This is a genomic window from Sinomonas humi (genome assembly GCF_000802235.1).
In the GTDB taxonomy this organism is placed as follows: domain Bacteria; phylum Actinomycetota; class Actinomycetes; order Actinomycetales; family Micrococcaceae; genus Sinomonas; species Sinomonas humi.
Map to the genome: position 1 here is coordinate 1 of NZ_JTDL01000063.1, position 4,504 is coordinate 4,504.

Below are 4,504 nucleotides of genomic sequence, written 5' to 3' on the forward strand. Positions count from 1 at the left end.
TCGTGGGGCCCCTCCGCGAGAAGCTCCGCGAGGACCCGCCCAGCCTCCCCTACGATGAAGTCTGCGACGAGTGGCTGAACCGCTATCTCACAGAAGCAACACGCGTTGAGCGACTGCTCCTTCCGCGCCGCATGCTCCGGGCGCTCGATCAGATGGGCCAGGCCATCGACGACTGGGCATCCAAAGCGGCACGGCGCGGAGAGTACGAGATCAGCGAGCGTTGGAGGAAGGTCAGAGCGCTCTCCACACCCAGCGACGAGCCACGTCCCGACCCGTACCTGGTAGCCGAGCAATGGCTCGCACTCGTCCAGCCCCTACTCGCCGATGCACGCCGAGAACAAAGACGCGCGCGCTACCTCCGCCTCAACCACATCACCCCGACACTCCGCACAGAGCCCTTCGACATCGAAGACGTCGAGAAAGCGTTCACCGGCCTCCCACTCGGGGCCCCGCTGGAGAAACGCATCACAGCCTGCATCCTCGGCGTCCCAGAGCCCAGCGCAGCCACGCCAACGACCTGACAGACCCTCCGTCGGATCCCGGTCTTGTCGCCTCTGGACCGCCTCCCGGACGAAGTAAGCCCGCAGTCGACGGCTCGATGCAGTCTCCGGGGTCTGGACGAAGGGCACGAGTCCTCCCCGCCCATCGCAGGGATGTGTTCAGGGGTCGACGCCGAAGAACGCAGCGAGTTCATCGATGGTGAACCGGCTGCGCAGAGGGCAGGCGCTGTTCTGGTTGGCGAACATGCCCTTCTTCCAGAACGCCTGCTCTCGAGCCCTGGTCGAGTGCCAATCGACGGGCACGACGTACTCCGCGGAATCTGCAGTGTCCTCAAGAGATCCATAGGTCCCCACAAGCGGCAGCTCGGCGAGACGGGTGGAGGTGCCTTCGAGAAGGACCTCGGCTTGCCCGAAGGGCATCGCTTGGCCCGTGACCCTGCCTACGCCGACGTATCCGTGCCTGGGGAGGTAGACGAACACCCGTGCGCCGATCGGCAGGTTCCTCAAGGTACGGGAGTACCACTCGCCGCCCCCTGCCGAGACGAAGCCGTAGCGGGCGGCGTCCTCCCATGAGCGTCCATCGGGGCCCTCACCGAAGGCGACGTACCAGTCGTGCCCGTTCCACGGCTCACGGGGCTCGCGGGGTTTGCCTTGGGCTGCCTTGGCTTCGACGTAGTCTGTCCCGAACGAGGTGGGGATCAGCACTTCGGTTGTTCCTGAGCTTGCGCGCATGAACTCGACGACGACGACGCCGGTCTCGGGAACCGTGATGCGATTGAGGAACTCGACGATGCGCCGGATGTCGTCGTTGATGCCGTCGACAGCCAGGACGATCTTGAACCGGGCCGACTCGAGGTTCTCCTGAACCGCGGCGCGAATGCTTCCGTCGGTGTCGTACAAGGCCTCAAATGGCGAACCTCCCCCGGCTTTGACCCAAGCCTGCTCGAATTCGTCCACGCTCATCTGCCAGATCCGGGAGGCGTAGTCGAGGACTTGGCCGATGACCTCTCGGCGCACCTCACGGTTGCTGGCCAACTTGCACTCCACCAGAGTGAGATTCCCCTCGGCCTCGAGAACGACGACGTCGGCCGGGCCGACCCCGCTCTGGAATTCACGGCAGGCGACCGCCGTCCGGGTCTCACTGGTGAGGGAGCCCGTGACGAGGGACGGGTGGGCGAGGATGATCTCCTGGAGCGCCTTCTCGTTGTCGTACCCCATGACCGGCTCCTGCCAGTCGCCTCCGTGTTCCCGGATCAAGATTGCCAAGAGCCGTCCCCTTAGGCCGCGTATTCGGAGAAGTGATGGCCGAAGGATATCGCCCGACTCCGCCAAATATGTGGCTCTCCGGCAGTTGCAGGTCCGAGGCAAAGCCTCCGCCGCTCCTCTCGGGCATGTCCATGTCACCGAAGCGGCCTCTACGCCAGTCGCAGCCCCTTGAGGCCGGCTTCACGGGTCTTCGAGGGCGCCTCGTCTTCCGGCCCGGGCTTCGGCCTACTCGTTCCGGGTCGTGTGGGGGAGGCTGACGGTCGTCCAGTCGGTTGCGAAGGCCTTCTGGAGGGAGGTGAGCTGGGCTGTGCCGGTGCAGATTGCTGCTTGGGTGTCCCCCTCGATGGCGTCCTTGTCGTTGTGGATGTACGTCGATGGCGTCTGGTGTACGAGGGTGTTCGGCTCGGGCCAGAGGTTCCGCACGTCGCTCGCTCCCCCGGCTCCCAGGGGAATGAGGTGATATTCGGGGTAGATCTGATCTGCCGCTGACGTCGCTAGCCCAGTCGATTAGGCTCTCGTCCGCATTCAAAGTAAGGAATATCCGGGGGTGATGCGCCACGCCGCTGATGACGCAGGATCCCCTATGCTCGGCCGGACTCGTGGCAGGGTGCTTCCATGGCCGTTCGCCAGCGCGTGGTTGCCGGAGACGAGATCACCCACGTCGTTCTCGACGGGTCCTTTCGAGTTGTGGAGCCCATTGAGCGGTACTTGGAGCACCTGCGGCAGGAGAAATACTCGCCTCACACGGTTCGCAGCTATGCAGGCGGGCTTGCCGCTTGGTGGACCATGTTGGAGGAAGCCGGCACGGACTGGTCGGCCGTCGAGGTCGACGATCTGGTCCGGTTCATGCGCCGATTGCAGACCGGCCAGGCTGCGCCGGGCGTGCCGCTTCTGCGGCCGGTGAAGCCTTCTTCCTCTTCGACGGTGGAGTCGGGCCTGACCGCAGTGATGAGCTTCTACCGCTATCACGCAGTGCGGTCCGGGGTTCCAGCGGCAAGAAGCTTCTACGAGTACGTCAAGGGCGGGACCGTCCAAGCACGGAGCCGCTACACATCCTTCCTCGGCCACGTCCGAGACGGGCATGAGCGACGCATTGTTGGCCGTAGACGAGGCCGGAAGAAACCCGTGCCATTCCTGACACCTGGGCAGATCGAGCGAGCGAAAGACGACGCCGCCACATCGCTCGGCGATGGCAGTTGGAGAGGCGACCTTCGGTTCAGGCTCTTCTGGTCACTTCTTGAAGGAACCGGCCTCCGGATTGCCGAAGCACTGCTGCTCAAGCATGGAGACTGGATCCCAGGGACGGGGACGACGGCAGCTATCCAAATCCGCCCCCGCGAGGACGCACAACGGCGCCTCCGCGTGAAGAACCAGCAGTACCGGCATCTCTACATTGGCGACGACCTAGACGACCTCTACGGGGAATACCTCTTCTGGCTTGCCGACAGAGGCGTCGACTTCGATGACCGCTCGTTCGTCTTCGTCAACCTCTTCCGCTGTCACATCGGGTCGCCGATGCGGCCGGAGAACGTCTACGACTGGGTGGACGGATTCCGCCGCCGCCACCCGCTACTACCTCGGTGGACCCCGCACTGGTTCCGGCATACCCACGCGACGGCAATGCTGCTGGCTGGCGTGAGAGAACACGTCGTCCAGCGTCGGCTCGGCCACAGCGACATCAACACACTCATGACGACTTACGCGCACGTGACTGACGATGCGGAGATGAAGGCAGCCGCCGACTGGAGCAGCCTGATCGGCAAGTGGAAGGCAGCAGAATGAAGCGGACCCCGGTCACCCGCCGAACCTCACAAGCCGACTCTCGGCTTCTTCTGAGCGGAATGTATGACGAGCAGGTCAACGCAGAGCTGCGCGACGAACTGCAACCCGAGTTGAGACGCGACTATTTCGATCGAAAGAGCATGCCGAAGGAATGGCTCGCGGCCATGATGGAAGACCTACCGCGATACCGCACGTCTGGGAAAGGGGTCGCGATAAGCCTTCGCGGACTCCCCGATCCGATGGTCACCGAACTCGTGTGGTGCCTGCAGCGTCAAGTCGAAATCGGCCTGCGCATCAGCTCGAATTCCATGGGAAAGCTCACCAACGCGCTCAGGCTCGTTCTGCGAGACCGTCCAGACCTGATGAGCCTTCTCAGCGTGGAGAGGGACGAATGGGTCGCTCTCATCAACAGGGCGCACATCCGCGAGGAACGCTCCCTCCCGCCCACCCAAGCCAAGGGAATCTCGGATTCCCTCGGCAGGTGCATCAACATCTTGCTCTACGCCTATCACCGCGGTGACTGGTGGCGGTTGAATGTCTGGAACCCCACCCTGGACGCTCGGATTCCGCTGCGGGAGCATGAACCCCAGCGGTCAGAGAACATCTACTTCAGCCACCTGACCACCCCCTGGCTTCGTGAAGCCGCGAAGTGGTGGCTCTCCCGGCAACTAGAACGCGAAAAGTACACCTGGAGCACGCTGCGGTCGAGGCAGAGCGTCTTGACCCATTTCCAGCGCTACATCGACGAGATCGGATGCGACGACCCAAGACTTGCTGATGAAGAAGAGCTCGGCGACTGGTCGGAAGGCTTCAGAATATGGCTCCGGGACAGGGTCGTCAGCTGGGGGCCGCAGAAGGGAAAGGCCCTGGGCGCCGCCCAACGGCGAGCCGCTATGACGGCGCTAGAACAGCTTTACCGATTCATGTACGACGAGCACTCGGCGGCTCGTCGGGCG

General features: G+C 63.7%; 5 protein-coding genes. 3 read left to right on the forward strand and 2 right to left on the reverse strand.

Annotated elements, in window-relative coordinates; translation table 11 throughout:
• Positions 1-521, forward strand: a 521-nt coding sequence (locus LK10_RS22190) for a hypothetical protein (protein WP_043120469.1), incomplete at its 5' end; no start/stop codon positions are given.
• Between the two features lie 138 nt (positions 522-659).
• Here the strand turns inward: LK10_RS22190 and LK10_RS04380 are convergent.
• Complete coding sequence (locus LK10_RS04380) at positions 660-1,766, reverse strand: PDDEXK family nuclease (protein ID WP_156144028.1); 1,107 nt, start codon at positions 1,764-1,766, stop codon at positions 660-662.
• Positions 1,767-1,991: 225 nt separating this feature from the next.
• Positions 1,992-2,189, reverse strand: a complete 198-nt coding sequence (locus LK10_RS04385; protein WP_052206949.1) for a hypothetical protein — start codon at positions 2,187-2,189, stop codon at positions 1,992-1,994.
• 192 nt (positions 2,190-2,381) lie between these two features.
• Here LK10_RS04385 and LK10_RS04390 point away from each other — a divergent pair, with 192 nt between their 5' ends.
• Together LK10_RS04390 and LK10_RS04395 are read left to right on the forward strand one after the other, a co-directional pair.
• The gene (locus LK10_RS04390; protein ID WP_043120471.1) at positions 2,382-3,548 is read left to right on the forward strand and encodes a tyrosine-type recombinase/integrase; all 1,167 of its coding nucleotides are present in this window, start codon (positions 2,382-2,384) and stop codon (positions 3,546-3,548) included.
• A gap of 59 nt (positions 3,549-3,607) precedes the next feature.
• Positions 3,608-4,504 (forward strand): hypothetical protein (locus LK10_RS04395; protein WP_156144029.1); only part of this gene is annotated, 897 nt, incomplete at its 3' end.